Source organism: Silvania hatchlandensis (genome assembly GCF_025564065.1).
GTDB lineage: Bacteria > Pseudomonadota > Gammaproteobacteria > Enterobacterales > Enterobacteriaceae > Enterobacter > Enterobacter hatchlandensis.
The window spans coordinates 347,561-373,606 of record NZ_JAMGZK010000053.1 but is presented as its reverse complement, the minus strand read 5'-3'; the positions used below and the strand labels follow the sequence as shown (position 1 = coordinate 373,606).

Below are 26,046 nucleotides of genomic sequence, written 5' to 3'. Positions count from 1 at the left end.
CGTTGCGGAATTCTGGCGTGTGCTGTTTGCGTGGCTTCTTACTGGTTGATGCTGGTTTTGTCATGAGTCACCTCTGATTGAGAGTTTACTCACTTAGTCGCGTGTCCACTATTCGCGGGTAGGATCAGAACCCGACTGGGCAGTCCCATCAACAATCACGGTATCTTCGGTCGGTGCGGCAAAGCCGGTTGCGGGGATTAACGCGAAAGCAATACAGGCTGCCAGCAGCGATGGTTTGGCGACTGGCTGGCGTTGCCCGTCCCTGGAGTGATTCATGAAAGACATCGAAAAACCCTTTCTGAGTGAATTGTGAATGTTATGCCCCAGTTCTGTAAGCACAGTCTGAGGTCGTTTTCTATGTTAAAAATGCGCATGAAAATGCAAATGCGAAATATACGCATTGTGATTAAACCTGTAAACAGACGTTTCAGCCGTAAATGAAATTAGGTTTCAGGATTTCAGGGGGAAGGGCAGTGAACGTCAGAGCAGAAATTGCACGATAAAGAAAGAAATCGAGGGATAAGGTTGAAAGGTCAGGAGAAAGTCGCTCATACTCATGCGTTGCATCACATTATTATGCGCCTGCGCCAGGTGGGTGGTTGCCGGGCACGCCGCCAGATTAAATGAATAAGGAAAACCTCATGGCTGAAGAAACCATTTTCAGTAAAATTATCCGTCGCGAGATCCCGGCAGATATCGTCTATCAGGATGAACTGGTCACGGCTTTTCGCGATATTTCACCGCAGGCGCCGACTCATATCCTGATCATTCCTAATATTCTGATTCCGACGGTCAATGACGTGAAAACTGAGCATGAAGTGGCTTTAGGCCGTATGCTGACAGTAGCAGCAAAAATTGCTGAGCAGGAAGGGGTTGCCGAAGACGGTTATCGTTTGATCATGAATTGTAATCGCCATGGTGGTCAGGAAGTTTATCACATTCATATGCATCTGCTGGGCGGTCGACCGCTGGGGCCGATGCTGGCGTATAAAGGTCTTTAACATGCAAAGAGGATGGACGGCGGCGCTGGTCGTGGTGATGCTACTGGCGGGATGCAGCAGCAAACCGTCAATACCGGTCAATGACGATCAGACGCTGGTCATGGAATCATCCGTGCTGGCGGCCGGGATCACCGCCGACCAACCTTCGCTGACGGTGAGCGACACCAATCCGTCCGCGTCCTCTTCGCTGTTTAATGAAAGAGATGAGCCGGTTACCGTCCATTACCGTTTTTTCTGGTATGACGCCAGAGGCCTGGAAATGCACCCGCTTGAGGCGCCGCGCAGCGTGACTCTCCCGGCAAGATCGGCGATCACGCTGTACGGCAGCGCGAATTATCTGGGTGCGCATAAGGTCAGACTTTATCTATATCTTTGAGGGGTGAACCTTGATTAAAAACATCAGTCGTTACGCGCTCGTCACGGCTTTTGCACTTTTCCTGTCGGGCTGTATTAGCCGCACTGAGCAGCCACCTGCGCCGGTAGAAGAAGTGAAGCCGGGCACCGAGCAGCCGGTTCAGCCGACGCAGCCGGTCCCGGTGGTGCCAAGCGTGCCAACGGTACCGTCGCAGCCGGGTCCGATTGAACATCCGGATGCCACCGCTCAGCCTGCGCCGCGCGAACGTCATTACGACTGGAACGGTGCGATGCAGCCGATGGTGGGTAAAATGCTGCAGGCCCAGGGCGTTACCGCAGGCAGCGTGCTGCTGGTGGATAGCGTCAATAACCGCACCAATGGCAGCCTGAACGCCGGTGAAGCGACGGAAACCCTGCGCAATGCGCTGGCGAACAACGGGAAATTTACTCTGGTGTCGGCCCAGCAGCTGGGTGTGGCCAAGCAGCAGTTAGGCCTTTCACCGCAGGACAGCCTCGGATCGCGCAGTAAAGCTATCGGCATTGCCCGCAACGTGGGCGCGCAGTACGTGCTTTACTCCAGTGCGACCGGCAACGTCAACGCGCCAGCCCTGCAAATGCAGCTGATGCTGGTTCAGACAGGTGAAATTATCTGGTCAGGTAAAGGTGCAGTTCAGCAACAGTAATCTGACGCGCGACACGCTGATGTCGCGCTTTTTCCCGCACTATCGTCTTCTCGCGCCGCAGGCCCATCCCGGGCTGAGCGGCGCGAGTTGCATTATTGAGCATGATTCGCACCGTCTGGTGCTGCGTCAGTATCATGCCGGGCTTGCCACGCGGGCCCATTTTCGCCGCCAGTATCACGCGCTACGCCATCTTCCCGCCGACCTTGCACCCAGGCCGCACTTTTTCAGCCCCGACTGGCTGGCGGTTGACTATCTGGCCGGTGATGTCGCCCCCGCGCTGCCACCCGCCCCTGAGCTTGTCGCAATGCTTATTCATCTGCATCAGCAGCCGCCGTTTGGCTGGCGCATCACCCTGATGCCGCTGCTGGAGCAATACTGGCTGCAGGCTTCGCCCTCCCGGCGTACACCGTCGTGGCTACGATGGTATAAACGGCTGCAAAAACGGGGCGAGCCGCGACCTTTGAGACTGGCGCCACTGCATATGGATGTGCATGCAGGTAATATCGTCATCACCCGGTCAGGGCCCCGGCTGCTGGACTGGGAATATGCGGGCGACGGTGACATTGCGCTGGAGCTTGCCAGCGTCTGGACCGACAATAGCGCGCAGCGTCAGCACCTGCTGGCCGCCTATGCGCAAGCCGCAAAGCTGGATTTAACCCTGCTACAGCGTCAGGTGGCGCGCTGGCGCCCCTGGGTACAGATGCTGATGGCGGGCTGGTTTGAGCTGCGCTGGCAGCAAACGCAAGACAAACAATTTATTGCACTGGCCGATGCAAGTTGGCGCCAGTTATCAAAAATGGAATAAGGGAGGTGTGTGTGGGTCCGGTCATGTTGGATGTGGAAGGTTATGAGCTGGATGCGGAAGAGCGTGAAATTCTGGCGCATCCGCAGGTAGGGGGCTTGATCCTGTTTACCCGCAATTATCACGATCCCGCGCAGCTGCGCGAGCTGGTTCGCCAGATCCGCGACGCTTCGCATCACCGTCTGGTGGTGGCCGTGGATCAGGAAGGCGGTCGGGTACAGCGTTTTCGCGATGGCTTTACCCGTCTGCCGGCTGCCCAGTCGTTTGCTGCGCTGCTCGGGATGGAAGAGGGCGGTAAACTGGCGCAGGATGCAGGCTGGCTGATGGCCAGCGAGATGATCGCCATGGATATTGATATCAGCTTTGCCCCGGTGCTCGACGTCGGGCATATCAGTGCCGCCATCGGTGAGCGTGCTTATCATGACGAGCCGCAAAAAGCGCTGCAGATGGCGACCCGCTTTATTGACGGCATGCATGATGCCGGAATGAAAACCACCGGCAAACATTTCCCGGGTCACGGTGCCGTGACGGCGGACTCGCATAAAGAGACCCCGCGCGATCCGCGCGCTGAGGCGCAGATCCGCGCCAGAGACATGTCTGTCTTCCGCTCGCTTATCAGCGACAACAAGCTTGATGCCATTATGCCTGCGCATGTGATCTACACCGATGTCGATCCGCGCCCGGCCAGCGGCTCGCCACACTGGCTAAAAACCGTGCTGCGTCAGGAGCTGGGCTTTAACGGTGTGATTTTCTCTGACGATCTGTCGATGGAAGGGGCGGCAATTATGGGGAGCTACGCGGAACGCGGTCAGGCATCGCTGGATGCGGGTTGCGATATGATCCTGGTCTGCAATAATCGTAAAGGTGCCGTCAGCGTGTTGGATAACCTGTCGCCGATCAATGCTGAGCGTGTTACACAATTGTATCATAAAGGTTCTTTTAGCCGTCAGGAGCTGCGGGATTCCGCACGCTGGAAAACCGTGAATGCGCAGCTTGAGGCGCTTCATGAGCAATGGCAGGCGCATAAAGCGGAGCAGTAACCCTTCCTGGTAAGCGTAGTGTGGCGAGGATACGATGATCATCTATTTGCACGGTTTTGATTCGAACAGTCCCGGTAATCACGAGAAAGTCCTGCAGTTGCAGTTTATTGATCCGGATGTACGGCTGATTAGCTACAGCACGCGTCATCCGAAACACGATATGCAGCATCTGCTGAAAGAAGTGGACAAAATGCTGCAGCTAAACGTTGATGAGCGTCCGTTGATTTGCGGCGTCGGCCTGGGGGGATACTGGGCGGAGCGTATTGGCTTCTTGTGTGATATCCGCCAGGTGGTGTTCAACCCGAACCTGTTCCCGAATGAGAACATGGAGGGCAAAATCGACCGGCCGGAAGAGTATGTGGATATCGCCACCAAATGCGTGAGCAACTTCCGCGAGAAGAACCGCGATCGCTGCCTGGTGATCCTCTCCCGCAGCGACGAAGCCCTTAACAGTTCGCGCTCGGCGGAGTTACTGCACCACTACTATGAAATTGTCTGGGATGAACAGCAGACGCATAAGTTCAAGAATATCGCCCCGCACCTGCAGCGCATCAAGGCCTTTAAAACCTTAGGTTAATCCCCTCGCTTTTTCATCTAAACCCGGCAACGAAACGTTAGCCGGGTTTTCTTTTTGCTAAGCTTGATTAATTTTCAAGCGGCAAAACTTGACGCACATCAATTTTGGTATGACCAATGCACCGATCATGTTATTCTCATGGCAGTTGAATGGTTTCAGTGCTGTAACTTGTTGTTAACTAAAGGTTATTTTTATAACTTTTAGTTAACAATTGGTTAATAATTTGAGGGGGTCACGTTGACTACGCCATTGAAAAAGATAGTGATTGTGGGCGGCGGTGCTGGCGGCTTAGAACTGGCTACGCAGCTGGGTAAAAAACTCGGACGCGGTAAAAAAGCCAAAGTTACGCTCGTTGATCGCAACCATAGCCATCTGTGGAAACCGCTGCTGCACGAAGTGGCCACCGGCTCTCTGGATGAGGGCGTGGATGCGCTGAGCTATCTGGCGCATGCGCGCAACCACGATTTCCAGTTCCAGCTGGGTTCAGTGATGGACATCAACCGTGAAAGCAAAACCATTACCCTGGCGGAGCTGCGCGATGAGAAGGGCGAGCTGCTGGTGCCGGAGCGCAAGCTGGCGTACGACACCCTGGTAATGGCGCTGGGCAGTACCTCCAACGACTTCAACACCCCGGGCGTGAAAGAGCACTGCATCTTCCTCGACAACCCGCACCAGGCGCGTCGTTTCCACCAGGAAATGCTGAACCTGTTCCTGAAATACTCCAATAACCTCGGCGCGAATGGCAAGGTCAACATTACCATCGTCGGCGGCGGTGCGACCGGCGTTGAGCTCTCTGCCGAACTGCATAACGCGGTGAAACAGCTGCACAGCTATGGTTACAAAGGTTTGACCAACGACGCGCTGAACGTAACGCTGGTGGAAGCGGGTGAGCGTATTCTGCCTGCGCTGCCGCCGCGAATCTCCAGCGCTGCACACAGCGAGCTGACCAAGATGGGCGTGCGTGTCCTGACCCAGACAATGGTCACCAGCGCCGATGAACACGGCCTGCACACCAAAGATGGCGAGCACATCAAAGCCGATCTGATGGTCTGGGCGGCGGGCATTAAAGCGCCTGATTTCATGAAAGAGATCGGTGGTCTGGAAACCAACCGCATTAACCAGCTGGTGGTGGAACCGACGCTGCAAACGACGCGCGATCCGAATATCTACGCCATCGGCGACTGCGCCTCTTGTGCCCGTCCGGAAGGCGGATTTGTGCCACCGCGCGCCCAGGCCGCACACCAGATGGCCAGCCTGGCGCTGCATAACATCCTCGCCCAGGAGAAGGGCAAAACCCTGAAGACCTACGTCTACAAAGACCACGGCTCTCTGGTGTCGCTGTCTAACTTCTCAACCGTCGGCAGCCTGATGGGTAACCTGATGCGTGGCTCGATGATGGTGGAAGGGCGTATTGCACGCTTCGTCTACATCTCGCTGTACCGTATGCACCAGGTCGCGCTACACGGTTACTTCAAAACCGGGCTGATGATGCTGGTGGGCAGTATCAACCGGGTGATCCGTCCGCGCCTGAAGCTGCACTGATCCCTGCGCCCCTCCGCACGCGCCGGAGGGGCTTTTTACAGCATATCGCTCTGCACAATGCCTTTCACAGGCTAAGAGTTCTCTGAATCACGCCGTTTTCCCGCTTGTTCCCCCATTTTTGCGCCCTTATCTGATTTGCGATTACCCCTCTTTGGTTGCAGAATTGTTACCAATAGCAATAAAAAGGAGGTTGTCCCGTGAATAAATCCATGGTGGCAGGTATAGGGATTGGCGTGGTTGCCGCGTTAGGCGTGGCGGCAGTTGCCAGTCTGAATGTGTTTGAGCGTGGCCCGCAGTATGCACAGGTCGTTTCGGCGACCCCGATTAAAGAGACGGTTAAATCTCCGCGCCAGGAGTGCCGTAACGTCACCGTGACGCACCGACGTCCTGTACAGGATGAAAACCGGATTGCCGGTTCCGTGCTGGGCGCGGTAGCGGGCGGCGTGATTGGTCATCAGTTTGGCGGGGGGCGTGGGAAAGATATCGCCACCGTAGCTGGTGCGTTGGGGGGCGGCTATGCCGGTCATCAGGTTCAGGGCGCTATGCAGGATCGTGACACCTACACCACCACGCAGCAGCGCTGTAAAACCGTGTATGACAAATCGGAAAAAATGCTCGGTTACGATGTGACGTACAAAATTGGCGATCAGCAGGGCAAAATCCGCATGGATAAAGACCCCGGCACGCAAATTCCGCTGAACAATGAAGGTCAGCTGGTACTGAATAACAAAGCATAAAAAAATCTGTTCTCTGCACTTGGCTCCCCATTCGCTCAGGCTGGGGAGCTTTTTTTGTGCATAAAAAAAGACCTTCTCATGCCCACGCATAGCGCGGCAAAGACAAGGTCTTTCTTAAGGCAGGGCTGGGTTACAGTGGTTACAGGTCAAAATCGTTATACTGTCGCAGTAGCAAAAATCCCGTAATCAGTACGGAGACAAAAGCAAATAAAACTGAACCACCACATAAAACCCAGAGACCGAATAACACAGTGATTACTATCAACACCTTAATCAATGGTAATAGTAAAATCATGTCTATTCTCCTTCTGAATGTGATTAGCCAGAAAAGCAGGTTCCGTGGTTAATTTCCGCTAATCATTAGCAGAACAATTATCACTCGTTAAGAATAGCAGGTGGTTGACGAGAGGGGATCGGTTTTAGCGAGTTTTCGGCAAAGCCGAGCAGGCAGGATAAGATCAGGGCGGGGTACCGCCCTGAATCGTCAGGCTTTTAGCAGTTCAGGCCACAGGCGCAGGGTCATGCGCGTAATCTTCTGCAAATTCTCCAGGCTTGCGCCTTCGCGGGCGCTGATCGACATGCCCTGTAAAATACAGCTCAGATACTGTGCCAGGGCTTTAGGATCACATCCGGCGGGGATCTCACCGCGTTGCTGGCGCTGGAACAAAAACTGGCCCAGCGTCTCTTCCTGCATCGCATGCCGGGATTTCACCGTATGAGCAATCTCTTTTGATGCAGCAGCAAGCGTCGCAGAGGTGTTGATCATAAAGCAGCCCGCCGGCGTCTCTTTGCTGGTAAAGCAGGTGGCGACGGCCGTGAAATAATCTTCCAGCGCTTGTTCTACGCGCTTCTCTTCGCAAAACAGCTGGGCTTCGTGGCGGGCGGCGAAGCAGGTGATATAGCGATCCAGCACCGCACGGAACAGCCCCTCTTTATTGGTAAATTCAGCATACAGCGTCGGCGCTTTGGCCCCGGTCGCTTCCACAAGATCGGCAAGCGAAGTCGCTTCGTACCCGTGCTGCCAGAACAGCGTCATAGCCTTATCGAGCGCCGCGTCCCTGTCGAACACTTTTGGTCGGCCACGGCTTTTTTTTACGCAACGCGTGTCGTCGGTTGTCATCAGCCGTTGTACCTCTGTTGGTTTGTTGAACGACCATTATAAAAATAATCCAGGGTGACGACCAGCGCTGATTGCATAAAAAACTTCTCTTTATATCAATATGAATTTTAACGCTTTTGAATTTATTTTAACGGTCGTTATAAAAATAATTTGACGCGTGACCCGGATCACACTTATCATTTGGTTATCGATCGTTAAGTTAATTCTTACGACCTCCCTGTCATCTGCAATTAAGGTAATAAATATGAAAAACGTAAAAATGCTGATCGCCGCTACCGTACTGAGCTCACTCTCATTTGCCAGCTTTGCTGCCGTTCAGGTACAGGCCACGCCTGCCGATCAACAGAAACTTGGCACCATCTCGGCGAATGCCGGGACTAATCTGAGTTCACTGGAAAGCCAGCTGGCGCAAAAAGCCGATGAAATGGGTGCGAAATCGTTCCGTATCACCTCTGTTACCGGCCCGAACAACCTGCACGGTACTGCGGTTATCTACAAATAAGCAGTGCATAACCCTCTTATGCCACTGCGATAAAAAAACGCTCTGCCCAGGCAGAGCGTTTTTTTTGCGTAAAATATTACAGCGACTGGATTTCAGAATGACGGGTCACGTCAATCGGCATCCCGGCACGCGCCTCCAGAGCACGCTCCATTACCGCCTCATCAGCGCTGGCTTTAAAGCTCTGCATTGCGGCATTCAGCACAATCGGCAGGGTTTGCGGATCGTCATTAAGCTGTTTCGACAGCGGCTGATGCACCTCGACAAGGCGAACACCGCCCGGCTCTTCAGAGACCTTAATCGGCGTATTCATGATATTGACCCTGGTGCCTGGCTGGATCACGCGGAACAGCGTCTCGATATCACCATCACGCAGGCGAATGCAGCCTGAACTCACGCGCATACCAATACCAAAGTCAGCATTGGTCCCGTGCAGCAGATATACCCCGCCATAGGCCGCAAGGCGGATCGCGTGATGGCCCATCGGGTTTTCCGGTCCGGCAGGGACTACGGCAGGCAAATCAATACCCTGGGCTTTATAGCGGGCGCGGATATTGGCCGTCGGGGTCCAGGTTGGGTTGGCGCGTTTGTCCGACACGGTGGTCACCATCGTTGGCGTCAGGGTGTCGCTGTCGAGCTGACCGATGCCGATCGGGTAAACCGTGACCTCATTTTTACCCGGTGGGTAATAGTAGAGGCGCAGTTCGGCGAGGTTAATCACGATCCCTTCCCGCGGGGCATCGGGCAGCAGGGTCTGTAACGGAATGGTCAGCACCGAGCCTGCGCGCGGCACGTAGGCGTCAACGCCCGGGTTGGCCTGCAGCAGCGCCAGGAAACCGACGTTGTATTTTTTGGCAATCGCTTCCAGCGAGCCGCCGTCATTTTCCACCACATGAAAGCGGTTTTCGCCCACTAACCGACTCCCGGCAGGGGGAAGAGGCCAGGTATTGGCACGCGCGGGCAGGGAAAGAGCCACCGTCGCCAGCAGCGCAGCCAGCGTTATCCAACGGGTAAAACGCGAAGAGGTCATCATCACCAGCATCCACAGCAATAAAGATTATTGTTATCTGAACGTTAATCAATAATTATGGCCAATGGGTGTGTCGGGAAATCCAGGTGAAGTGCAAAGAGTTTGTAAATTGTGCGGGAGAATAAAGTCGGGTGAGTGCAAGCACTCACCCGACCATCCGTCAGGCAACGGTGTTCTCTTCGAGCTGACGGACGAAGGTGCGTACCCAGTCCATGCGCGTTTTGCGTTCCGCCAGATCCTGGGTGAATTTCAGCCGCGTCGGGCCATCCAGCCGGTAATGCTGGGGCTGTTTCTGCAGCAGGCCAATCAGCCACATCGGATCGACGTGGTTCTTCTCGGCAAACTCAATCACGCCGCCTTTATCATGGCTCTCCAGCTTACGGATCCCCAGCTTCTGCGCCTGCTGGCGTAAACGGGCGATATCCAGCAGGTTGCGTGCCGCATCCGGCAGCAGACCAAAGCGGTCGATCAGCTCCACTTTAATCTCGTCGAGGCTGGCTTCGTCTTTGGCGCTGGCAATGCGTTTGTAGAATGACAGGCGGGTATTCACGTCAGGGATAAAATCATCCGGCAGCAGGGCAGGCATCCGCAGCTCCACTTCGGTCTGCTGGCTGGTGAGATCTTCCAGCGACGGCTCGCGCCCGGCTTTCAGGGCATCGACGGCGTTTTCCAGCAGCTCCATATACAGCGAGAAGCCGATGGTCTCCATCGAGCCGCTCTGATCTTCCCCGAGCAGCTCGCCCGCACCGCGGATCTCGAGGTCGTGCGTCGCCAGCGCAAAGCCTGCGCCCAAATCTTCCAGCGAGGCGATGGCTTCAAGGCGCTTTTGCGCATCGGTGGTCATTGCTTTCGGGTGTGGGGTCATCAGCCAGGCGTAGGCCTGATGGTGCGAGCGTCCGACACGACCACGCAGCTGGTGCAGCTGCGCCAGCCCAAAGTGGTCCGCCCGTTCAATAATGATGGTGTTGGCGGTAGGAATATCGATCCCGGTTTCGATAATGGTGGTGCAGACCAGCACGTTAAAACGCTGGTGGTGGAAATCGTTCATCACCCGTTCCAGCTCGCGTTCGCGCATCTGGCCGTGACCGATGGCGATCCGCGCCTCCGGCACCAGCTCGGCCAGTTTGTCTGCCGCTTTCTGGATATTCTCAACGTCGTTATAGAGGTAATAGACCTGGCCGCCGCGCAGCACTTCACGCAGGATTGCCTCGCGCACCACCAGACTATCGTACTCACGGACAAAGGTTTTCACCGCCAGACGACGGGCGGGTGGGGTGGCGATAATCGACAGGTCGCGCATGCCGCTCATCGCCATATTCAACGTGCGCGGGATCGGCGTGGCGGTAAGGGTCAGGATGTCCACGTCGGCGCGCATCGCTTTGATGCGCTCTTTGTGGCGCACGCCAAAGCGGTGCTCTTCATCGACAATCAGCAGGCCCAGATCTTTCCATTTCACGTCGCTTTGCAGCAGTTTATGGGTGCCGATCAGAATGTCGATTTTGCCTTCGCTGGCCTGCTCCAGAATAAGTGCCTGCTCTTTGGCGCTGCGAAAACGCGACAGCATCTCGATGCGCACTGGCCAGTTGGCGAAGCGGTCACGGAAGTTATCATAATGCTGCTGCGCCAGCAGGGTGGTCGGTACCAGCACCGCCACCTGCTTGTTGTTCTCCACTGCCAGGAAGGTGGCGCGCATTGCGACTTCGGTTTTACCGAAGCCCACGTCGCCGCACACCAGCCTGTCCATCGCCAACGGCTGGCACATATCACTCAGTACCGCGTTAATCGCCTGGGCCTGATCCGGAGTGGTTTCAAACGGGAAGCTGTCGCAGAACAGCTGATACTGCTCGCGATCGTGCTTAAAGGCATAGCCGGTTTTCGCCGCCCGCTGGGCGTAGATATCCAGCAGCTCGGCCGCCACGTCACGCACTTTTTCCGCCGCTTTTTGCCGCGCCCGCGTCCAGGCATCGCTCCCGAGCTTGTGCAGCGGGGCATTATCTTCCGCTCCGCCCGCGTAGCGGCTAATCAGATGCAGCGACGACACCGGTACGTACAGCCTGGCGTCGTTCGCATAAATCAGCATCAGGTATTCGGCCTTGATGCCACCGGCCTCCAGGGTGGTCATCCCCGCATAGCGGCCCACGCCGTGTTCCAGATGGACAATCGGCTGACCCGGATGCAGCTCCGCCAGGTTGCGGATCAACGTATCCGGGTTAATGGTGCGACGGCTGTCCTGACGACGGCGCGCCACGCGTTCGCCCAGCAGATCGCTTTCGCAGATTAGCGCCAGGTTATTCAGCGTATCGATAAACCCGTGTTCGGCCGCGCCGATCATCAGATAGCGGCCGTTACCGCTGGCCTCGTCGAGACGCAGGATCCGCTTCGGCGCCAGCTTGATGCGGCCTAACAGTTCGCCCAATGCCTCGCGACGCCCCTCGCTCTCCACCGAGAAGACAACCGGTCCGGTAAAGGCTTCGAGGAACTTACGCAGGTTATCCAGCGGGGATTTGTTCTGCGCCTGCACGGCCAGATCCGGTAAGGCCTGATAGGCCAGGTTGGTGTTGGCGGCTTTGTCCGGCAGATTGCCGGTTTTGAGCTGCACGCGCGGCCAGCGCTTGAGCTCGCTGAACAGCTCGTCGGTGCGCAGCCACAGCAGCTCCGGCTCCAGCAGCGGGCGCATCGGATCAACGCCGCGATTCTCAAAGCGCGCACGGGTCTCACTCTCAAAGCGGGTGGCGCTGGCCTCCAGATCGCCGGTGTTGAGCACCAGCGTATTGGCCGGGAAGTAGCTGAACAGCGCTGGCAGCGGCTCGCTAAAGAACAGCGGCTGCCAGTATTCGATCCCCGCAGGCAGCGTACCTTTGCTCACCTGCTGATAGATATGCTCCGCATCGCGTTTGACCTCAAACTTATCGCGCCACTGGCTGCGGAACAGCTCGATGGCGGTTTTGTCGGTCGGGAACTCGTGGGCAGGCAGCAGGTTAATGGCCTCAACTTCCTCCAGCGTACGCTGGGTATCGGCATCAAACAGGCGCAGGCTGTCGATTTCATCATCGAAGAAATCCAGGCGATAGGGCTGGGCGCTGCCCATCGGGAACAGGTCGAGCAGGGCGCCGCGGGTGGCGTATTCCCCGTGCTCCATCACCTGATCCACATGGCGATAACCGGCGCTGTCGAGCTGGACGCGCAGGGCATCCCTTGAGAGACGCTGGCCTTTTTTCATCACCAGCGCATGCCCGTGCAGATAGCTGTGCGGGCAGACGCGCTGCATCAGGGTATTGACCGGCACAATCAGCACGCCGCGCTGCATGGTCGGCAGCTGATACAGCGTGGAGAGCCGCGAGGAGATAATTTCCTGGTGCGGCGAGAAACTGTCGTAGGGCAACGTCTCCCAGTCGGCCAGGCTGGTGATCAGATGATCGGTAAACTGGCGGATTTCATCATGCAGGCGCAGGGCGTTTTGCATGTCCGGCGCAACCAACACCACTGGCCCTGGATAGCGCTCTGCAATCTCGGCAACCAGCGTGGCGCAGGCCGCACCCGTGAGTTCACCCAACTGGCGTTGGTCGCCCGCTTTGCCGGGCAAGGTAAAACGATATTGTTCAGGCATGGCTTTGTCAGGATCTCTTATGGGCATATCACTGATACACAATGTCTTTATTATCCTTGATCGTTTTGCATTAGCAAACCCGAACCGCACGCAGCGTGAAGTCGGGCGTTAGCGCGCAGCCTGAGCCGGTGCAGGACGCGCGGGCGGGCTAAAGAAAATATCCCCCATCAGGGCGCTGGAGAGCTTGCGCGCCCCCAGTCCTACCAGCGTGCAGGCCAGCAAACTGACGAACGGATAGACCAGGATCAGCGTCAGTTCGGCCCACACCGGCCAGCGGCCCGCGTTCAGCTCGCCGATCAGCACCAGGCTGGCCCCTTCAATCAGAATGCGGTGAGTGGTGTAAATCGCAATGGTGTTAGAGCCCACCACGTTCAGCAGGTTGTCAGGCTGCACGGCGTAGCGCTGCTCAAAGCGGTAAAACACGGTCATGATCAGCAGAATCGACAGCAGCGACAGCGGCAGGGGAACGTTGGCGAACCACAGCGCAACCGAGACCAGCCCAAAGGCGGCCACCGCCAGCCCGTCGCGGCGCCAGACGCGGGTTTGCATCCACGTCATCAACTGCATGCCGTACCAGGCGCCCAGGCTGTAATAGACCATATTACGCACCACGCTGTTCATTCCCCACCACGGCAGCGGCAGGAAATTAATCGCGATGCTGACCAGCGCCAGCAGGCCAATCAGCGGCAGCTTCCAGCGGTGCAGCAGTTTGCACAGTGTGAAATAGACCACCAGCGCGTAGAGGTACCACAGGCTGGTGCTGGCGGTGAGCATCCCGGTGATAAAGCCCATCAGCGAGTCGGCGTAGGCGGCGTTCGACGCGCTACTGAGATCGCGTTCCGGTGCCAGCCACGCATTCAGATGGGTCAGCGCCTGCCACTGCAATACGCCCCACAGCGCCAGCACCCAGATAATGCTCCACAGCCTTTTATTGACGCAGGTTTTCCAGTCGACGTCGTCAATGTAACGGCGGATCAGATAGCCCGAAATAAAGAAGAATACCGGCATGCGAAACGGTGCCAGATAGAGATTAAAATAGACCCAGCATTTGGCGAGCAGCGTCGACAGCGGGGCCTGCAGCGCATCCAGATGGGGATAAAAGGTGATCACCGAGTGATAGATTACCACCAGGCAGATGCAGAGCCCTTTGATCTGATTAATCCATAATGCTTTTTGTTTCATTGCCTACCGAATCCTGTTTTGCCATAAAAGTAACCGGTCATGTTGTGGGTCAACGCGCGGGATGTAATCGGTAAGAGTCTGTATCCGGACGATTTTCAGAAAAGGTGCAGGCTGCGTCGCGAGGCAGGGGAGGTTGAATCGCTGTCTACGCTGCTGATTTAACGTGTTTTTTCGGATTAATGATTAGTAAAGCACCGGGTTTCAGTCATTTACCCCTGGCGGATTCGCTTATATACTCACGGGTCTGCTCTCAGCAAACAGACGGATTTCATGTACCAACCTGTCGCACTATTCATAGGCCTGCGTTATATGCGTGGGCGCGCCGCGGACCGATTCGGTCGCTTTGTCTCCTGGCTTTCTACCATTGGCATTACGCTTGGCGTGATGGCACTGGTGACGGTTCTCTCCGTCATGAACGGCTTTGAGCGCGAGCTGCAAAACAACATTCTGGGGCTGATGCCGCAGGCCATTCTTTCATCTTCTACCGGCTCGGTTAACCCGCAGCAGCTGCCCGAAAGCGCAGTCAAGCTGCAGGGCGTAAGCCGCGTGGCACCGATCGTCTCCGGCGACGTGGTGCTGCAAAGCGCGCGCAGCGTGGCGGTGGGGGTGATGCTTGGCATCGACCCGGCACAAAAAGATCCCCTGACGCCGTATCTGGTGAACGTCAAGCAGAGCGATCTGGCCCCCGGCCAGTACAACGTCATTCTGGGCGAGCAGTTGGCAGGTCAGCTGGGGGTCAACCGCGGCGATCAGCTGCGGGTGATGGTGCCCTCTGCCAGCCAGTTCACCCCGATGGGGCGTCTGCCGAGCCAGCGTCTGTTTAACGTGATTGGGACCTTTGCCGCCAGCAGTGAAGTGGACGGCTACCAGATGCTGGTCAATATCCAGGACGCGTCACGCCTGATGCGCTACCCGCTCGGCAATATTACCGGCTGGCGTCTGTGGCTGAACGAGCCGCTGAAGGTCGACGTCTTAAGTCAGCAAAAACTGCCGGAAGGCACCAAATGGCAGGACTGGCGCGAGCGTAAGGGCGAGCTGTTCCAGGCCGTACGCATGGAAAAAAACATGATGGGCCTGCTGCTGAGCCTGATAGTCGCCGTAGCCGCCTTTAACATCATTACCTCGCTGGGCCTGATGGTGATGGAGAAGCAGGGCGAAGTGGCGATCCTGCAAACCCAGGGGCTCACACCCCGGCAGATCATGGCGGTGTTTATGGTCCAGGGGGCCAGCGCCGGTATCGTCGGGGCCTTGCTTGGGGCGGTGCTGGGCACCTTGCTGGCCAGCCAGCTCAATAATCTGATGCCGGTAATCGGCGCGCTTCTCGACGGTGCAGCCCTGCCGGTGGCCATTGAGCCGCTGCAGGTAGTGGGCATTGCGCTGGTCGCGATGGCCGTTGCGTTACTCTCCACGCTTTATCCTTCCTGGCGCGCTGCCGCCACCCAACCCGCTGAGGCTTTACGCTATGAATAAGATCCTGTTGCAATGCGACAACCTGTGCAAACGCTATCAGGAAGGCACGGTGCAGACGGATGTCCTGCACAATGTCAGCTTCAACGTCGGGGAAGGGGAGATGATGGCGATTGTCGGCACCTCAGGCTCCGGGAAAAGTACCTTGCTGCACCTGCTGGGTGGGCTGGATACGCCTACCTCCGGTGACGTGGTGTTCTCCGGCACGCCGCTGAGCGCCATGTCCTCAAGTGCGAAGGCCGATTTGCGTAACCGGGAGCTGGGCTTTATCTATCAGTTCCACCACCTGCTGCCGGATTTTACCGCCCTGGAAAACGTGGCGATGCCGCTGCTGATTGGCAAAAAGAAACCGGCGGAGATCAACGCCCGCGCCAGCGATATGCTGAAAGCGGTCGGCCTCGGCCATCGTGGTAATCATCGTCCTTCTGAACTCTCCGGCGGTGAGCGTCAGCGCGTGGCGATTGCCCGTGCGCTGGTCAACAACCCGCGACTGGTGCTGGCGGATGAACCGACCGGCAACCTTGATGCCCGCAACGCCGACAGTATCTTCCAGCTGATTGGCGAGTTGAACGCTTCGCAGGGCACCGCCTTCCTGGTGGTGACGCACGATTTACAGCTGGCAAAACGCATGTCCCGCCAGCTGGAGATGCGTGACGGTCGCCTGAACGCCGAGCTGACCCTGATGGGGGCAGATTAATGGCTTCACCGTTATCGTTACTCATCGGCCTGCGTTTTAGCCGGGGCCGCCGTCGCGGCGGCATGGTATCGCTCATTTCCGTTATCTCTACCGTGGGTATTGCGCTGGGCGTGGCGGTGCTGATCGTCGGCCTGAGCGCCATGAACGGCTTCGAGCGTGAGCTGAATAACCGCATTCTGGCGGTGGTGCCGCACGGTGAAATCGAGCCGGTTAACCAACCGTGGACTAACTGGAACGAGGCCCTGAACAAAGTCGAAAAAGTACCGGGCATTGCCGCCGCAGCGCCGTATATCAACTTTACCGGGCTGATGGAGAGCGGGGCCAACCTGCGCGCTATCCAGGTGAAAGGGGTGAACCCGCGCCAGGAGGAGAAGCTCAGCGCGCTGCCGCAGTTTATTAAAGACGGCGCATGGGCCAGCTTTAAGGCGGGCGAGCAGCAGATTATTATCGGTAAGGGCGTGGCCGACGCGCTGAAAGTGAAGCAGGGCGACTGGGTGTCAATCATGATCCCCAACGCCAGTGCCGACCATAAGCTGCAGCAGCCGAAGCGCGTGCGCCTGCACGTCGCGGGCATTCTGCAATTGAGCGGCCAGCTCGATCATAGCTTTGCGATGGTCCCCATCGAAGATGCGCGCCAGTATCTGGATATGGGCAGCAGCGTGACCGGCATTGCCATCAAGGTCAACGACGTTTTTAACGCCAACAAGCTGGTGCGCGACGCCGGGGAAGTGACTAACAGCTACGTCTACATCAAGAGCTGGATCGGCACGTACGGCTATATGTACCGCGACATCCAGATGATCCGCGCCATCATGTATCTGGCGATGGTACTGGTGATCGGCGTGGCCTGCTTTAACATCGTCTCCACCCTGGTGATGGCGGTAAAAGACAAGAGCGGCGACATTGCCGTGCTGCGCACCCTCGGCGCGAAGGACGGTCTTATTCGCGCCATCTTCGTCTGGTACGGTCTGCTGGCGGGCCTGCTGGGCAGCCTGTGCGGCGTGGTAATCGGGGTGGTGGTTTCACTGCAACTGACGCCAATCATTAACGGAATTGAAGCGCTGATCGGCCATCAGTTCCTGTCAGGCGATATCTATTTTATTGACTTCCTGCCGTCAGAATTACACTGGCTGGATGTCGTTTATGTACTGGTCACGGCGCTGTTGCTGAGTCTGTTGGCGAGCTGGTATCCGGCACGTCGCGCAAGCAAAATTGACCCGGCGAGGGTGCTCAGTGGCCAGTAATTACGTCATGATCCGGTGAGCGTTGCCGCCGGATCAGAAAGAGGAATGCGTTATGTATTACGGATTTGATATTGGCGGCACCAAAATTGCGCTGGGCGTGTTTGACAGCAACCTGAAGCTGCAGTGGGAAACCCGTGTTCCCACCCCCCGCGAAAGCTACGATGAATTCTTAACGGCGATTGTCGCGCTGGTGACGCAGGCCGATACCCGCTTCGGCGTTAAAGGTAGCGTCGGGATTGGTATTCCTGGGATGCCGGAAACCGACGATGGCACACTGTATGCCGCCAACGTCCCGGCTGCCAGCGGAAAGCCGCTGCGCGCTGACCTTACCGCGCTGCTGGAGCGCGACGTGCGCCTCGACAACGATGCGAACTGCTTTGCCCTCTCCGAAGCCTGGGACGACGAGTTCCAGCAATATCCGTTAGTGATGGGTCTGATCCTCGGCACCGGCGTCGGCGGCGGGATTGTCGTCGACGGCAAAGCGATTACCGGACGCAGCTATATCACCGGCGAGTTTGGTCATATTCGCCTGCCGGTGGATGCGCTGGAGGTGGTCGGGCGCGATTTTCCGCTGATCCGCTGTGGCTGCGGTCAGCACGGTTGCATCGAAAATTACCTTTCAGGCCGTGGATTTGCATGGCTTTATGAACACTTCTATCATCAAAAACGGCAGGCGCCAGAAATAATCGCCCTGTGGGAACAGGGAGATGAACAGGCTCTCGAGCACGTTGAGCGCTACCTCGATCTGCTGGCCGTGTGCCTTGGTAATATTCTGACCATCGTCGATCCGGACCTGCTGGTGATCGGCGGGGGACTATCGAACTTTACGGCGATCGCCGAACGGCTGTCAGGACGTTTACCGCGTCATCTGCTGCCGGTTGCCCGCGTGCCGCGCATTGAGCGCGCACGACATGGCGATGCCGGGGGAATGCGCGGTGCCGCGTTCCTTCATCTTACCCGCTAGCCATACGAGGTTATTATGCTGTCGCGTCGGTCACATCGACTCAGCCGTTTTCGCAAAAACAAACGTCGCTTGCGTGAGCGCTTACGCCAGCGGATCTTCTTCCAGGACGCCGCGTTGCCAGAACTGATGGAAAAACCCAGAGTCGTGGTGCTGACCGGCGCGGGGATCTCCGCCGAGTCAGGCATTCGTACCTTCCGTGCGGCCGACGGGCTGTGGGAAGAGCATCGGGTGGAAGATGTCGCCACCCCGGAAGGCTTTGCCCGTAATCCGCAGCTGGTGCAGGCGTTCTACAACGCCCGTCGCCGTCAGCTCCAGTCGCCGGAGGTGGCGCCTAATGCCGCCCATCTGGCGCTGGCGGCGCTGGAAGAGGCGCTGGGGGATCGTTTTCTGCTGGTGACGCAGAATATCGATAACCTGCACGAACGGGCCGGTAATAAGAATGTGATCCACATGCACGGTGAACTGCTGAAGGTACGCTGCGCCAGCAGCGGCCAGGTGTTGAACTGGACCGGCGATGTGACCCTCGATGACAAATGCCACTGCTGCCAGTTTCCCGCACCGCTGCGCCCGCACGTGGTCTGGTTTGGCGAAATGCCGCTGGGAATGGATGACATCTATAGTGCGCTGGCGATGGCCGATGTGTTCATCGCCATTGGCACCTCCGGGCACGTTTACCCGGCAGCCGGATTCGTCCACGAAGCGAAGCTGCAGGGGGCGCACACGGTGGAGCTGAATCTGGAGCCGAGCCAGGTCGGGAGTGAGTTCGAAGAGAAAGCCTACGGACTGGCGAGCGACGTGGTACCGGCGTTTGTAGATAAGTTATTGAAGGGATTATGACATTGTGATTTGCCGGGCGGCATCATTGTGCTTGCCCGGCCTACGTGCTTTTACTCCCTCTCCCTGTGGGAGAGGGCATCAGGCCGTACGAAATTAACGACCCGCCTTCAACTTCTGGTAATACTCTTCATACAGGCGGCTGGCGTCGCCGACATCATTCTGCCATTCGCCTTTGCTGATAATATTCGCGTCCGGATACAGCGATTTATCGTTCGCCACCTCCGGGCTCAGCAGTTTGCGCGCCGCCAGGTTTGGCGTCGGGTAGCCGATGGTTTCTGCCACCTGTTTTGCCACATCCGGGCGCAGCAGGAAGTTGATCAGCAGCAGGGCACCTTCAACGTTTTTAGCATTGGTCGGGATTGCGAGGCTGTCCATCCAGAAAATCCCGCCCTCCTCAGGCCACACCACCTCCAGCGGCGTGCCGGCCTGACGCGCCACATAGGCGGAGCCGTTCCACACCATCCCCAGATTCACTTCCCCTTCCATGTACGGGTTGGCCGGATTATCTGAGTTAAACGCTGCGACGTTGGGCATCAGCTTTTGCAGCTCGTGATAGGCCGCTTCAATCTCTTTTGGGTCGGTGGTGTTGCCGGAATAACCTAACTTGCGCAGCGCAATCTGGAACACTTCACGCGCGTCGTCGGTCAGCAGCAGTCCGCCTTTGTACTCCGGTTTCCACAGATCGGCCCAGCGGGTGACGCTTTTTGGATCCAATTCGTCACGGTTGATGCCAATCGCCGTGGCACCCCAGATATAGGGAATGGAGTAGTCATTGCCCGGGTCAAATGGCTTGTTGAGCATCTCAGGATCGAGGTTGCCAAAGTGGGTGAGCTTCGTTTTGTCGATCTTCTGGATCATGCCCTCTTTGCGCATCTTGTCGACGAAATAGGTGGAGGGCACCACCAGGTCATACGCCCCATCTTTGTAAGTTTTGAGCTTGGCGTACATGGTCTCATTCGACTCATAGGTCGAATAAATCACCTTGATGCCGGTCTCTTTCGTGAAATGCTCCAGCAGGCCTGGCGGCACATACTCGGTCCAGTTGTAGAAGTAGAGCGTTTTGCTGTCGTCCGCGTGCGCAGCGCTCATGCCGATTGCCAGAGCGCCTGCCGCGAGCAGGTGGCGTGACCATTTAATCATTTAACGTCCCCTGAGATTCGAGCCTGTTTCTCCAGGCTCTTTGTTTTATCACGAGCAATAAGCTGGCTGGCGATGACCAGAACCAGCGATAACACCAACAGAATGGTCGCCAGCGCGTTCACCTCGGGTGACACGCCGACTTTCACCATCGAATAGATCTTCAACGGTAGAATTTCATAGCTGGGTCCGGTGACGAACGACGACACCACCACGTCATCCATCGACAGGGTAAAGCTTAGCAGCCAACCGGCGGCCACTGCGGGCATCGCCAGCGGCAGAATGATTTTGCGCAGGATGATGATTTCGCTGGCCCCCAGATCTTTCGCCGCCTCCAGCATCCGCACGTCAAAGCCTTTCAGACGGGAGTAAACCGTCACCACCACAAACGGCAGGCAGAAGGTGATGTGCGAGAACAGCAGCGACCAGAAGCCCAGCTGTATGCCCAGCAGCATAAACAGCACCAGCAGCGAAATGGCCATCACGATATCCGGCGACATCATCACCACAAACAGCATCCCGCTGACAAAGGGCTTACCGCGAAAACGGTAGCGGTACAGCGCCACGGCGGTCAGGGAACCGATCAGCGTGGCAAACGTCGCCGAGAAGACCGCCATGGTCAGCGAGTGCTGCGCCGCCTGCAGCAGACTGTCGTTATTCATCAGCAGGCGATACCAGTCGGTGGTAAACCCTTGCCAGTTGATGCCAAAGCGCGAGCTGTTAAACGAGTTAACGATCAGGATGATGATCGGAATAAACAGAAAGGCATATATGGCGGCCATAAAACCGCCGCGCAGCAGTCGACCGATCATTCGAGTTCCACCTTTTTGTTCAGCAGGCGCGAGGCGCGCCAGTAAACCAGCAGCATCAGGCCCATCACCAGCGTCAGGGTGATGCTGGTGGCGGCGCCAAACGGCCAGTCGCGAATATTGAGGAACTGACTCTTAATAACGTTGCCAATCAGCAGGTTTTTCGCCCCGCCCATCAGGTCGGAGACAAAGAACAGGCCCATCGCCGGGAGCATCACCAGCAGACAGCCGGCAATAATCCCCGGCATGGTCAGCGGCACAATGATGCGCAGAAAGGTCTGCAGTTTGCTGGCCCCGAGATCCCTCGCCGCTTCCAGCAGGGGTTTATCCAGCTTCTCAATGCTGGCGTACAGCGGCATCACCATAAACGGCAGCAAAATATAGACCAGCCCGATAATCACGGCCCCAGGGGTGTACATAATGCGCAGCGGTGTGTCGATCACCCCAAGCTCGAGCAGAAACGCGTTCAGGTAGCCTTTGGTGCTGAGGAAGATCTTCAGGCCATAGATGCGGATCAGCGAGTTGGTCCAGAAGGGGACGATCAGCAGAAACAGCAGCAGCGGGCGCACCTTTGGCGGCAGCGTCGCCAGAAACCAGGCAAAGGGATAGCCCAGCACCAGGCAGGCGAGGGTGGCTATCACCGCCATGTTGAGCGAGTGCAGCAGTACCTGAAAATAGAGCTGATCCAGCAGGCGCGTGTAGTTATCCAGCGTAAACACCAGCTTGACGAAACTGGCATCGTCGCGGGTCAAAAAGCTGGTGGCAATGATCATCAGGTTGGGTAAAAAGACAAACAGCACAAGCCAACCGACGACAGTGGCAATCACCACATTCTGGAACTTACTTGTGTTGTTCATCAGCCAGCACAACCTCCCAGCTTTCAACCCAGTTGATCACCATTTTCTGATTGAGCGAGTGGTCAAAATCCGGATCGTCTTCGTTAAAGAATTCGCTGACGGTCACCATCTTGCCGTTCTCCAGCTCGACCACCGACTCCAGGGTCATCCCCTTGTAGTTGCGCTCGCGGATGTAGCCTATAAGGCCTTCCGCTTCGCTTTCGTCATGGACTTCGTCGACGCGCAAATCCTCTGGCCGCAGCAGGACGTTCAGGGGCTGGCCCGGCTCGACGGCAAACTTCACCGAAATATTGCACTCCCGTCCCTCGACGCTGGCGCGTACGCGCTCCTCATCAAGGCGTTCGATCACCGTCGCGTTGAAAATATTGATTTCGCCAATAAAGCTGGCAACAAACAGGTTTTTTGGCTCTTCGTAGATTTCACGTGGCGTGCCGTCCTGCTCGATTTTGCCGTCGCGCATCACCACGATGCGATCGGACATGGTCAGGGCCTCTTCCTGATCGTGGGTGACAAAGACAAAGGTGATACCGAGCTTGCGCTGGAGTGCTTTTAATTCGTTCTGCATCTGCTTGCGCAGTTTGTAATCCAGCGCGGACAGGGATTCATCTAACAGCAGCAGGCGCGGCTTGTTGACCACCGCGCGGGCGATGGCGACGCGCTGTTGCTGTCCGCCGGAAAGCTGGTGCGGTTTACGCAGGGCAAAGGCTTCGAGCTGCACCATGCGCAGGGCATCGGTGACGCGCGGGGTGATATCGCTGGCCGGGGTTTTCTGCATCCGCAGGCCAAAGGCGACGTTTTCAAATACCGTCATGTGCGGGAAAAGGGCGTAGCTCTGAAAGACGGTATTAACGTGGCGGTGTTCGGCAGGGACGTCGGTAATGTCCTGGTTTTCGAGATGAATATGACCGTGGTCGACGGTATCAAGCCCGGCGATAAGGCGAAGCACTGTCGTTTTACCGCAGCCCGAAGGGCCCAGCAGCGTTAAAAACTCGCCGTTGTTGATGGTCAGATCGAGGTCGGAAATGACGGTTTTACCATCAAAACTTTTACCAATGCCGGCCAGTTGCACCAACGGTGACAGTGAAGCGGGTTGTGTATTCAATTTTTTGATTCGGTCCCATATCGATGCCGTGAATGACTTATCGCAGCAGGGGTTGTGGGTAATCACCTTGATGGCGCTTAATGAGGGCCAACATTCTACGGTAAACCGTTGAAATCGCCAATCCTTGTTACCCATTGATAAGCTACATTTATTAGCGGGCGGTCCGTTAAAGGGAAATATTCTCGTTTACGGGATAAAAGTGACCTGACGCAATATTTGGGTTTTGATGCTTACTGATAATGTTGTCACGAAAAGTGAGGGTGACTGCATGGATAAATTACTTGAGCGTTTTTTACAGTACGTATCGCTGGATACCCAATCTAAATCGGGGGTCCGTCAGGTGCCGAGCACCGAAGGTCAATGGAAACTGTTACAGCTGCTGAAGACGCAGCTGGACGATCTGGGCCTGGTCAACGTCACACTCAGTGACAAAGGGACGGTGATGGGGACGCTGCCGGCCAACGTTGACGGCGATATTCCGGCCATTGGTTTTATCTCCCATGTCGATACCTCACCGGATTTTAGCGGTAAAAACGTCAATCCGCAGATAGTTGAGCATTATCGCGGCGGGGATATCGCATTGGGGATCGGCGATGAGGTTCTGTCCCCGGTGATGTTCCCGGTGTTGCACCAGCTGCTCGGGCAGACGCTGATCACCACCGACGGCAAAACGCTGCTCGGCGCGGATGATAAAGCGGGCGTGGCAGAGATCATGACCGCCCTGGCGGTGCTGAAGGCCAGCAACGTGCCTCACGGGGATATCCGCGTCGCGTTCACCCCGGACGAAGAGGTGGGAAAAGGGGCGAAGCATTTTGACGTCGAGGCGTTCAACGCCCGCTGGGCCTACACCGTCGACGGTGGCGGGGTAGGCGAGCTGGAGTTCGAAAACTTCAACGCCGCATCGGTCAGTATTCGTATCGTCGGCAACAACGTGCATCCGGGAACGGCGAAAGGGGTGATGGTTAATGCCCTTTCGCTGGCAGCCCGCATTCATGCACAAGTTCCGGCTGACGAAAGTCCGGAGCAGACCGAGGGTTATGAAGGGTTCTACCATCTCACCAGTATCAAAGGGACCGTGGATCGCGCTGATATGCACTACATCATCCGTGATTTTGACCGCGAAGGTTTTGAAGCGCGGAAACGCAAGATCATGGATATCGCCAAAAATGTCGGTAAAGGGCTGCACCCGGATTGCTACATTGAGCTGATCATTGAAGACAGTTATTACAATATGCAAGAAAAGGTGATCGCGCATCCGTATATCCTCGACGTCGCGAAGCAGGCGATGCGAGATTGCGATATCGAACCGCAGCTGAAGCCGATTCGCGGCGGCACCGACGGCGCCCAGCTCTCCTTTATGGGACTGCCGTGCCCGAACCTGTTTACCGGCGGCTACAACTACCACGGCAAGCATGAATTTGTGACGTTAGAAGGGATGGAAAAAACAGTGCAGGTGATTGTGCGTATCGCCGAGTTAACCGCGAAACAAGCGTAGAGAAATGCCCGGTGGCGCTGCTGGAGCGTCACCGGGAAAAGAACAAACGTACTCAGTCCTCGAAGAACCAGTACCCGCTGTTCACCAGTGCGGCCAGCATCGCGAGGAACGACGGATCTTCCAGCGCATCGCCAAAGTGCCCGGCGGTCAGCTGCGTATGGCTGGCCAGCGCTTCAAGCGCCGGACGGTGCGGGGAATCCAGCTGTTCGCCGTTGACGAAAATGTCCTCGCCAATGCGTAACACGCGTAATCCACCCAGACGCACCAGCTTGTCGCCTTGCTGCAGCGCATCGTAAATCTCATCCGGCTGATACGGCGGCTCCGGCGGAGAGACATCCAGCTCGTGGCGGGACTGGCTGATAAACTCCCCAAACCACTGGTTGAAATGGGCTGGCTGGTTGATCAGATCCAGCATCATGCCGCGCAGTTTCTCCAGCTCTTCTGGCAGAATATCGGCTGGATGATCACGGGCAGGCACATCCGGGTCGCTAAAGCGATGGCTACCCAGCTCGCGTTGCAGCACGTAATCGGCAAACCCGCTGATCATCTCGCGACCGCTTGGCGCACGGAAACCCACGGAATAGTTCATCGAGTTTTCAAGGGAGTAGCCTTCGTGCGGGAAGCCTGGTGGGATATACAAAATATCGCCCGGCTCCAGCTCTTCGTCGATGATCCCGGCAAACGGATCGACCTGCAGCAGGTCCGGGTGCGGACAGTGCTGTTTCATCGGCACTTTCTCACCCACGCGCCAGCGGCGGCGGCCGGTTCCCTGAATAATAAACACATCGTACTGATCCAGATGCGGACCCACGCCGCCGCCCGGTACGGAGAAGGAGATCATCAGATCGTCCATCCGCCAGTCGGGCAGAGCGCGGAACGGTGCCATCAGCGCTGCGGCAGGCTGGTGCCAGTGGTTAACCGCCTGCACCAGTAATGACCAGTTGGTCTCGCCAAGATGATCGAAGCTTTCAAACGGGCCGTGGCTGACCTGCCATTTTCCGTCCTGATGACTGACGAGACGGCTGTCGACTTCGCTCTCCATCGCCAGGCCGGCCAGCTCATCCGGGGAGATCGGATCGATGAAATTGGCGATCCCGCGTTTCAGAACGACCGGGCGTTTCTGCCAGTAACGTTCGATAAAATCGGGCCAGTTAAGTGCTAATTGATAATCCATATTTATTTTCCGCAGGCTCTTACTGAGTCGGATTATAACGGAAGCTCAGCAGCCTGGGTGCGAGTTTCACGCATTTTCTCACTCCCACG

At 56.8% G+C, this 26,046-nt stretch carries 25 protein-coding genes; 15 read left to right on the top strand and 10 right to left on the bottom strand.

All coding sequences use genetic code 11. The annotated features are described in order from the left end of the window. Positions 1–108 precede the first annotated feature (108 nt). Entirely contained in the window at positions 109–285 is a 177-nt protein-coding gene (locus M8014_RS19015) for a hypothetical protein (RefSeq protein ID WP_271283945.1), read from the bottom strand. A 356-nt stretch (positions 286–641) separates the two neighbouring features. Between M8014_RS19015 and hinT the strand changes: the two genes are divergently transcribed. The 8 genes from hinT (at position 642) to M8014_RS18975 (ending at position 6,736) form a co-directional block, all read left to right on the top strand. Beyond that, on the top strand, positions 642–1,001 hold the full coding sequence (gene hinT / locus M8014_RS19010) for a purine nucleoside phosphoramidase (protein ID WP_271283931.1): 360 nt from the start codon (positions 642–644) through the stop codon (positions 999–1,001). Position 1,002: 1 nt separating this feature from the next. Continuing rightward, positions 1,003–1,377, top strand: a complete 375-nt coding sequence (locus M8014_RS19005; RefSeq protein WP_271283930.1) for a YcfL family putative periplasmic lipoprotein — start codon at positions 1,003–1,005, stop codon at positions 1,375–1,377. 10 nt (positions 1,378–1,387) lie between these two features. Then, positions 1,388–2,038 (top strand): penicillin-binding protein activator LpoB, encoded by a 651-nt coding sequence (lpoB, locus tag M8014_RS19000; RefSeq protein ID WP_271283929.1) that lies wholly within the window; start codon positions 1,388–1,390, stop codon positions 2,036–2,038. Positions 2,039–2,057: 19 nt separating this feature from the next. After that, complete coding sequence (gene thiK, locus M8014_RS18995) at positions 2,058–2,843, top strand: thiamine kinase (protein ID WP_272501475.1); 786 nt, start codon at positions 2,058–2,060, stop codon at positions 2,841–2,843. A gap of 11 nt (positions 2,844–2,854) precedes the next feature. Further along, on the top strand, positions 2,855–3,880 hold the full coding sequence (gene nagZ, locus M8014_RS18990) for a beta-N-acetylhexosaminidase (protein WP_271283928.1): 1,026 nt from the start codon (positions 2,855–2,857) through the stop codon (positions 3,878–3,880). Between the two features lie 34 nt (positions 3,881–3,914). Beyond that, on the top strand, positions 3,915–4,457 hold the full coding sequence (gene ycfP / locus M8014_RS18985; RefSeq protein ID WP_271283927.1) for an alpha/beta hydrolase YcfP: 543 nt from the start codon (positions 3,915–3,917) through the stop codon (positions 4,455–4,457). A gap of 237 nt (positions 4,458–4,694) precedes the next feature. Beyond that, positions 4,695–5,999 carry an NAD(P)/FAD-dependent oxidoreductase gene (locus tag M8014_RS18980; protein WP_271283926.1) on the top strand — a complete coding sequence of 435 codons (1,305 nt, stop codon included), beginning with the start codon at positions 4,695–4,697 and terminating at the stop codon, positions 5,997–5,999. Between the two features lie 197 nt (positions 6,000–6,196). Then, complete coding sequence (locus M8014_RS18975) at positions 6,197–6,736, top strand: glycine zipper 2TM domain-containing protein (RefSeq protein WP_271283925.1); 540 nt, start codon at positions 6,197–6,199, stop codon at positions 6,734–6,736. A gap of 484 nt (positions 6,737–7,220) precedes the next feature. Here the strand turns inward: M8014_RS18975 and M8014_RS18970 are convergent, their stop codons facing one another. Beyond that, positions 7,221–7,856: a TetR/AcrR family transcriptional regulator gene (locus M8014_RS18970; protein ID WP_271283924.1), complete on the bottom strand. Its 636-nt coding sequence runs from the start codon at positions 7,854–7,856 to the stop codon at positions 7,221–7,223. A 244-nt stretch (positions 7,857–8,100) separates the two neighbouring features. Here M8014_RS18970 and bhsA point away from each other — a divergent pair, with 244 nt between their 5' ends. Beyond that, positions 8,101–8,358: a multiple stress resistance protein BhsA gene (gene bhsA, locus M8014_RS18965; protein WP_271283923.1), complete on the top strand. Its 258-nt coding sequence runs from the start codon at positions 8,101–8,103 to the stop codon at positions 8,356–8,358. Between the two features lie 76 nt (positions 8,359–8,434). Here the strand turns inward: bhsA and ldtC are convergent, their stop codons facing one another. The 3 genes from ldtC to M8014_RS18950 form a co-directional block, all read right to left on the bottom strand. Further along, the gene (gene ldtC, locus M8014_RS18960) at positions 8,435–9,388 is read right to left on the bottom strand and encodes a L,D-transpeptidase LdtC (RefSeq protein WP_271283922.1); all 954 of its coding nucleotides are present in this window, start codon (positions 9,386–9,388) and stop codon (positions 8,435–8,437) included. A gap of 157 nt (positions 9,389–9,545) precedes the next feature. Next, on the bottom strand, positions 9,546–12,992 hold the full coding sequence (mfd, locus tag M8014_RS18955; protein WP_271283921.1) for a transcription-repair coupling factor: 3,447 nt from the start codon (positions 12,990–12,992) through the stop codon (positions 9,546–9,548). 108 nt (positions 12,993–13,100) lie between these two features. Then, positions 13,101–14,174, bottom strand: coding sequence for an acyltransferase family protein (locus M8014_RS18950; protein ID WP_271283920.1), 1,074 nt, complete (start codon positions 14,172–14,174; stop codon positions 13,101–13,103). Between the two features lie 270 nt (positions 14,175–14,444). Here M8014_RS18950 and lolC point away from each other — a divergent pair, with 270 nt between their 5' ends. Genes lolC through cobB form a run of 5 tightly spaced genes read left to right on the top strand, consistent with a single transcriptional unit; the run spans position 14,445 to position 19,383 of the window. After that, positions 14,445–15,644 (top strand): lipoprotein-releasing ABC transporter permease subunit LolC, encoded by a 1,200-nt coding sequence (gene lolC / locus M8014_RS18945; protein ID WP_271283919.1) that lies wholly within the window; start codon positions 14,445–14,447, stop codon positions 15,642–15,644. Continuing rightward, positions 15,637–16,338, top strand: a complete 702-nt coding sequence (gene lolD / locus M8014_RS18940; protein ID WP_271283918.1) for a lipoprotein-releasing ABC transporter ATP-binding protein LolD — start codon at positions 15,637–15,639, stop codon at positions 16,336–16,338. Before lolC ends, lolD begins: the two co-directional genes overlap by 8 nt. Next, on the top strand, positions 16,338–17,582 hold the full coding sequence (gene lolE / locus M8014_RS18935) for a lipoprotein-releasing ABC transporter permease subunit LolE (protein ID WP_271283917.1): 1,245 nt from the start codon (positions 16,338–16,340) through the stop codon (positions 17,580–17,582). Before lolD ends, lolE begins: the two co-directional genes overlap by 1 nt. Positions 17,583–17,634: 52 nt before the next feature. Beyond that, positions 17,635–18,546 (top strand): N-acetylglucosamine kinase, encoded by a 912-nt coding sequence (gene nagK, locus M8014_RS18930; RefSeq protein WP_271283916.1) that lies wholly within the window; start codon positions 17,635–17,637, stop codon positions 18,544–18,546. A 15-nt stretch (positions 18,547–18,561) separates the two neighbouring features. Then, positions 18,562–19,383 carry a Sir2 family NAD+-dependent deacetylase gene (gene cobB / locus M8014_RS18925; protein ID WP_271283915.1) on the top strand — a complete coding sequence of 274 codons (822 nt, stop codon included), beginning with the start codon at positions 18,562–18,564 and terminating at the stop codon, positions 19,381–19,383. A gap of 93 nt (positions 19,384–19,476) precedes the next feature. Here the strand turns inward: cobB and potD are convergent, their stop codons facing one another. Genes potD through potA form a run of 4 tightly spaced genes read right to left on the bottom strand, consistent with a single transcriptional unit; the run spans position 19,477 to position 23,297 of the window. Continuing rightward, positions 19,477–20,523 carry a spermidine/putrescine ABC transporter substrate-binding protein PotD gene (gene potD, locus M8014_RS18920; protein WP_271283914.1) on the bottom strand — a complete coding sequence of 349 codons (1,047 nt, stop codon included), beginning with the start codon at positions 20,521–20,523 and terminating at the stop codon, positions 19,477–19,479. Further along, complete coding sequence (gene potC, locus M8014_RS18915) at positions 20,520–21,332, bottom strand: spermidine/putrescine ABC transporter permease PotC (RefSeq protein WP_271283913.1); 813 nt, start codon at positions 21,330–21,332, stop codon at positions 20,520–20,522. The genes potD and potC overlap by 4 nt, the downstream gene beginning before the upstream one ends. After that, positions 21,329–22,186 (bottom strand): spermidine/putrescine ABC transporter permease PotB, encoded by an 858-nt coding sequence (gene potB / locus M8014_RS18910; protein WP_271283912.1) that lies wholly within the window; start codon positions 22,184–22,186, stop codon positions 21,329–21,331. Before potB ends, potC begins: the two co-directional genes overlap by 4 nt. Next, positions 22,170–23,297 (bottom strand): spermidine/putrescine ABC transporter ATP-binding protein PotA, encoded by a 1,128-nt coding sequence (potA, locus tag M8014_RS18905; protein ID WP_418939620.1) that lies wholly within the window; start codon positions 23,295–23,297, stop codon positions 22,170–22,172. Before potA ends, potB begins: the two co-directional genes overlap by 17 nt. A 259-nt stretch (positions 23,298–23,556) precedes the next feature. On the opposite strand from potA, the gene pepT reads away from it, so the two are divergent. Further along, complete coding sequence (gene pepT / locus M8014_RS18900; RefSeq protein WP_271283911.1) at positions 23,557–24,783, top strand: peptidase T; 1,227 nt, start codon at positions 23,557–23,559, stop codon at positions 24,781–24,783. Between the two features lie 52 nt (positions 24,784–24,835). On the opposite strand, the gene M8014_RS18895 is transcribed toward pepT, so the two are convergent. After that, positions 24,836–25,957, bottom strand: a complete 1,122-nt coding sequence (locus tag M8014_RS18895; protein WP_271283910.1) for a ribosomal protein uL16 3-hydroxylase — start codon at positions 25,955–25,957, stop codon at positions 24,836–24,838. Positions 25,958–26,046 lie beyond the last annotated feature (89 nt).

Excerpts from the sequence above, each read along its gene's own strand:
- M8014_RS19015 (WP_271283945.1), bottom strand. The coding sequence starts at position 285 with ATGTCTTTCATGAATCACTCCAGGGACGGGCAACGCCAGCCAGTCGCC.
- hinT (WP_271283931.1), top strand. The coding sequence starts at position 642 with ATGGCTGAAGAAACCATTTTCAGTAAAATTATCCGTCGCGAGATCCCG.
- M8014_RS19005 (WP_271283930.1), top strand. The coding sequence starts at position 1,003 with ATGCAAAGAGGATGGACGGCGGCGCTGGTCGTGGTGATGCTACTGGCG.
- thiK (WP_272501475.1), top strand. The coding sequence starts at position 2,058 with ATGTCGCGCTTTTTCCCGCACTATCGTCTTCTCGCGCCGCAGGCCCAT.
- ycfP (WP_271283927.1), top strand. The coding sequence starts at position 3,915 with ATGATCATCTATTTGCACGGTTTTGATTCGAACAGTCCCGGTAATCAC.
- M8014_RS18970 (WP_271283924.1), bottom strand. The coding sequence starts at position 7,856 with ATGACAACCGACGACACGCGTTGCGTAAAAAAAAGCCGTGGCCGACCA.
- bhsA (WP_271283923.1), top strand. The coding sequence starts at position 8,101 with ATGAAAAACGTAAAAATGCTGATCGCCGCTACCGTACTGAGCTCACTC.
- ldtC (WP_271283922.1), bottom strand. The coding sequence starts at position 9,388 with ATGATGACCTCTTCGCGTTTTACCCGTTGGATAACGCTGGCTGCGCTG.
- mfd (WP_271283921.1), bottom strand. The coding sequence starts at position 12,992 with ATGCCTGAACAATATCGTTTTACCTTGCCCGGCAAAGCGGGCGACCAA.
- M8014_RS18950 (WP_271283920.1), bottom strand. The coding sequence starts at position 14,174 with ATGAAACAAAAAGCATTATGGATTAATCAGATCAAAGGGCTCTGCATC.
- lolC (WP_271283919.1), top strand. The coding sequence starts at position 14,445 with ATGTACCAACCTGTCGCACTATTCATAGGCCTGCGTTATATGCGTGGG.
- lolD (WP_271283918.1), top strand. The coding sequence starts at position 15,637 with ATGAATAAGATCCTGTTGCAATGCGACAACCTGTGCAAACGCTATCAG.
- lolE (WP_271283917.1), top strand. The coding sequence starts at position 16,338 with ATGGCTTCACCGTTATCGTTACTCATCGGCCTGCGTTTTAGCCGGGGC.
- nagK (WP_271283916.1), top strand. The coding sequence starts at position 17,635 with ATGTATTACGGATTTGATATTGGCGGCACCAAAATTGCGCTGGGCGTG.
- cobB (WP_271283915.1), top strand. The coding sequence starts at position 18,562 with ATGCTGTCGCGTCGGTCACATCGACTCAGCCGTTTTCGCAAAAACAAA.
- potD (WP_271283914.1), bottom strand. The coding sequence starts at position 20,523 with ATGATTAAATGGTCACGCCACCTGCTCGCGGCAGGCGCTCTGGCAATC.
- potC (WP_271283913.1), bottom strand. The coding sequence starts at position 21,332 with ATGATCGGTCGACTGCTGCGCGGCGGTTTTATGGCCGCCATATATGCC.
- potB (WP_271283912.1), bottom strand. The coding sequence starts at position 22,186 with ATGAACAACACAAGTAAGTTCCAGAATGTGGTGATTGCCACTGTCGTC.
- pepT (WP_271283911.1), top strand. The coding sequence starts at position 23,557 with ATGGATAAATTACTTGAGCGTTTTTTACAGTACGTATCGCTGGATACC.
- M8014_RS18895 (WP_271283910.1), bottom strand. The coding sequence starts at position 25,957 with ATGGATTATCAATTAGCACTTAACTGGCCCGATTTTATCGAACGTTAC.